The following is a 4,231-nucleotide window of genomic DNA, read 5'->3' on the forward strand; positions in this document are numbered from 1 at the left end:
ACCCCAAAAAATCTGCGATTTTTCGGGGACCCCGAAATTTGGGCCGAGATGACGCGGGGCTTTTGCTGTTCTCCGCCGAGTGGCCCCCCCAATGCCCGCGGCATCGGTGCCCCCACAGATCTCCAACGCCCTCACTTAGTTTAGGGCGCCGGGATGACGGCGGAGAGCCGGGATGACGCGGGGTGTGATGCCCGGAGGTCGGAGAAGGGGAGCAGTATGCTATAATGATACTGTATCTCATATTACCGACGGGGGGAGGAACACATGACAAGGAATATCATCATATTGGCGGCGGTCCTGGCGCTGCTGGGGGCGTGCGGGTCCCTGGGGGCCTGGCAGCTGACTATCCCTGACACCCACAAGGTGTGTGTGCCTGTGAAGGGCGGGGCGGTGTATGACAGCGCGTCGCCTTATGACCGATATGAGTGGAAATACCCCGTGAGCCTGGATCTGCCCTTTGTGATCGTCATGTCCGGGGACGCCGGGGGCACCCTCATCTATTCCCGGGACCGGCTGCGGTATGCGGCCGTGACCCTGACCCATTCGGAGGGCCGGTTTACCCTGGACTTTGACATGGCCGACTTTGCGCAAAAGCGTTTCTCGGGTAGCTGGGAAGATGGCGCGGCCCTGTATACCGGCGTGTTCCGGGCCTCGTTGCCCGCCGACCTGCCCCGGCATCCGGAGTGGACGGACGGGGTGCGGATGGTGGTCTTTGACTTTGGCGCGCCCATCTCAGCCTACGAGACTCTGGCCCGGGAAGTGGACCCGGCCTCGGTGGTCATATATTACCCGGACTGGCGCCGGGACCCCTACGACGTCAACTATCCCGACTACACCATGAGCGACAGGGCCGCCGACAGGATCCGGCAGCTGAAGGCCCTGGGCTACCGCATCATGCTCCACGTCAATATATTCGGCGTGGGCTACGGTCATCCTCTCTACAAACGATTTGCGCCCCTGCAGCTGCGCAGCCGGCAGACCGGCGAGCTGCAGGCCTGGACTCTGTCCGAGGACCCCATAGGGTATATGAACGTGGCCTCGGAGGAGTGGCAGAGCTTTTTCACCGACTGCCTGAAGAAGATATACGCCGATTACGCTCCGGACGCGGTCTATCTGGACCAGGCCTACTACACCGACCCGGACTCGGACCCCGGGGACTGCGAGCTCATGCGGGGCGCCGAGGCTTTGCTCCGCCGTATCCGCCGGGAGCTGCCGGGGCTGGCTCTGGGCGGGGAGGGGACCAACGGCGTGGTGTCTCCCTGGCTGAAGTTCGGCTCCCTGATACCTCTGGGCATCCATCACGGCTCCCACTACGGCGACCCCCGGCTCATAGACGCGGCGGCGCCGGTGACGGCCCGGGGGCTGGGCAAGACAGACCGCTTCATGTGGCACAACAGCATCCCCTGGATATTGGAGCAATACGGCAGCTTCATGGCCTTTTATGACACCCAGCCTGTGTGGCCCGCCATATCCATGGAGCCGGAGGTGGACCTGGGGTCGGCTCCGGCCCGCTACAGCATTGCCCTGGCCAAGGCGGGAGATGACGTCCGCCATTCCCGGAGCGGAGACGGGGTGATGACCACCTCCGTCAAGGGCAAGACCCTTTCACTGTGGAGCCACAGGGCCCGGCCCGTCTATAAGGGGAAAAAGCTGGAGAAGGACGTGTATTACTACAGCGGCGGCCCTCTGTGGCCCGGGGCAAAATACAAGCGGCCCGTATATCTGTGCGAGCTGCCCAAGCGGGTGGGCATAGAGAATGGCGGCAGCCGGACGCTGGAAAAACGGGAGGGCTTCGAGGACGACGCCCGGATGTCCGGCGCGGCGGTGATACCCGACGGGGCCGGCTATCTGGTGCAGCTGCCCTATGAAGGCAACGAAAGGCCGGCGGGCTCGGCGGCGCTGGAATTTGAGGTCGAGCTGCCCGGGGACGCCTATGAGCTGATGACCTGGTTTGACTTCGGCGCGCCGGGGCTGGCGGACAAGTCCGACGGCTTCGAGGCCCGGGTGACCGCCGTCTGCGGAAAAGAGACCCTGGAGCAAAAGGTATATTGCCGGGAGAAGACCTCTTTTAACATGGACCTGTCGCCCTTTGCCGGGAAGCGGGTGACCCTGACCATCACCCTGTCCCCCGGGGAGACCGTGAGTTATGACTTTGTCAGGATAGAGACCCCCGGCGTCATCCGGCGGCTGTGAAAGGCCCCCGGGCGGGATAAAACACTTCTCATCATCCCGGGCCTGTCCCGTTCAAACACAACGTCACTTCGGCGGTGAGGGCTCCTCAGCCAACCCCGCGTCATCCCGGCTCTGTCCCGTTCAATTACAACGTCATCTCGGCGCCTCCGCAGGAGGCGGTAAGAGATCCCCTGTAATAGAACCGCGAGCCACGGCCATGCACAGACCCAACGGGACAGGGTAAAGCGCTCTCCCGCACTTCTCGTCTGCCCCGCGATACGGCCCCTCCCACCAGCCCTCTCCGTCTGCGACGGAGCAAGGAACGGGCTGACGGGCCACACCGCACCACCCCACGAATACTTTTATTCGCGGGGACCCCGGTAAGATCTCTTACCCCAAATCGCGTAATGCTGACGCATTACATAAGTTGCGATTTGGGCCGAGATGACGCGGGGTCGTGCGTCCGCCGAGATGACGCGGGGTTTCACAGCTCCTGCCAACGCACGTCACCCTGATCTATGCTATAATGAAGATGTATTACGGATACACCGAGGTAAGACAATGAACAAATTTCTCACCATAGCCATCATCATCTGCGCCGCCGCCATAGCGGCGTCGGTGTGGCTCCCGGGCTATCTGAGCAAAGGCGGCACGGAGGACGGCGCCGGCATGGGGCCGTCGGACGGGCCTGTCGTCATAGACGGCCGGGGTGAGGTCCTCAGCTACATTCAGGGGGACCGGTCCGGGAAGGCGGGCGAAAGCATGAGGGACTTTGCTGCGAAAGGAATTGTGAGCGGCAGAGTGACCGAACGGCCCAGTGAGCCGCGGGTCAGCCCCGAGGAGGCCAAAAAGATAGCCGCCGCTCAGCAGGCAGCTCAGCATCTGAGTATAGGCATCAGTAAACTGGAGTCTCTGTGCGTGCCCGCCGGCACCGGCAAGGAGGCCAAGACAAAGCTGGCCACAGACATAGTGAAAAACAGCGGCATGTATATCTCCAATTGCAACATCAACGGCTCGAAGCACAGGAGGATCCCCGAAGACCCGTCGAAGACCGTCACCCTGGGCGCGTATCCCCAGAACGGGCAGGAGCCCGAGCCCATAGAATGGCTCGTGGTGGCCGTGTCGGGCCGCGATCTGTATGTGGTCAGCAAATACGTGCTGGAGCGCCGGGCGTTTGACGAAACGGACCGGAATGCGGCGTGGAAGGACTGCTCCCTGCGAAAATGGCTGAACGGCGAGTTTTTTGACACCGCCTTTTCCGCGGAGGACAAAAAGAGGATCCTCACCGCCGAGGTCACCAGCTTTGACGAGGACATCACCGGACGCCGGCCACCCTACAAAACCGCAGTCACCGAGGACAGGGTCTTCATCCCCTGCGTGTTTGAGCACGAGTACTTTTTCTACAAGGACAGGACCTGCATGCCTACGAAGCGCGCCAGGGACGCTGGGGTATCCACCCGGGACAACGACATCCTCTACTGCTATTGGTGGCTGCGGGGAGGCGGCCCCGGCGCGGGCTGTATGAATATAGTCCAGAGCAGACACTGGGACGCCGACGCGGATTATATGGGCGTGCGCCCCGCCATGTGGATCAGAAAATAGACGCAGGAGAATGCGCCTTGCGCAGGCGCGGCAGCGCCCGCGCAAGGCATAATAATACTGTGCGGCGGCAGGGCTGCGCGCCAGCCGCCGCACCCCTGCCGGGCCGTCTTCCGTGTGCGGTGCCTCTCTCCGCCGTCATCCCGGGCCTGTCCCGTTCAAACACAACGTCACTTCGGCGGTGAGGGCGTTCTGCCCTCACCGGTAAGAAGTCCCCTGTAATAGAACCGCGAGCCACGGCTAAGGACAGACACAACGGGACAGGGGAGAACGCTTTTTGCACACGCCAATACCCCGCGTCATCTCTGCGCAAACGGCATAAAATGCCCTCCCTCGTCATCTCGGCGCAAAACGCATCTGTCAAACGCTCTGCGTTTGGCGTTTTGCGGGAAGAGATCTCTGGAGGGGCCTATTTGCCCTTTCCTTACTCTGCCAAGGGCAGAGAGGGCAAATGGGAGGA

The 4,231-nt window shown here is 62.2% G+C and carries 2 protein-coding genes; both read left to right on the forward strand.

Translation table 11 applies throughout. The features are described from left to right. Positions 1–264: 264 nt before the first annotated feature. Positions 265–2,193, forward strand: coding sequence for a hypothetical protein (locus IK083_08915; protein ID MBR4749670.1), 1,929 nt, complete (start codon positions 265–267; stop codon positions 2,191–2,193). A gap of 540 nt (positions 2,194–2,733) precedes the next feature. Next, a complete protein-coding gene (locus IK083_08920) occupies positions 2,734–3,774 on the forward strand; it encodes a hypothetical protein (GenBank protein ID MBR4749671.1) in 1,041 nt (346 codons plus the stop codon). The last annotated feature ends 457 nt before the right edge of the window (positions 3,775–4,231 follow it).

Source organism: Abditibacteriota bacterium, assembly GCA_017552965.1.
Classification (GTDB): domain Bacteria; phylum Armatimonadota; class UBA5829; order UBA5829; family UBA5829; genus RGIG7931.